This is a genomic window from Variovorax sp. AC103 (assembly GCF_979254005.1).
On record NZ_CEEDFC010000130.1, the window covers coordinates 1 to 229 of the forward strand.

Annotated in this window: 1 pseudogene; it reads left to right on the top strand. The window is 74.2% G+C overall.

Annotated elements, in window-relative coordinates:
- Nucleotides 1-218 (top strand): annotated as a pseudogene (locus tag AC0IYU_RS35075) (NADPH-dependent FMN reductase); the annotation flags it as partial.
- Nucleotides 219-229: the final 11 nt, after the last annotated feature.

Sequence of the window (229 nt, forward strand, 5' to 3'; positions counted from 1 at the left end):
GGATGGGGCTCGTCGACGCGGGCACGCAGGCGCGGCTGGACCGCTACATCCGCTACTACGAACCCTACGCCACCAGCCACGATGTGCTGGACGCCGTTACCGACATGCAGGAAGAAGTGCGCAACGTGGCGCGCGCGGTGGCCCGCGCCGGGGGCGAGTTGCGCGCCGGCAAGCGGCCGCCGCCCGACCGGGGGCTGAAGCGCCCGCGGCCCACGTAGGGACCGCACGC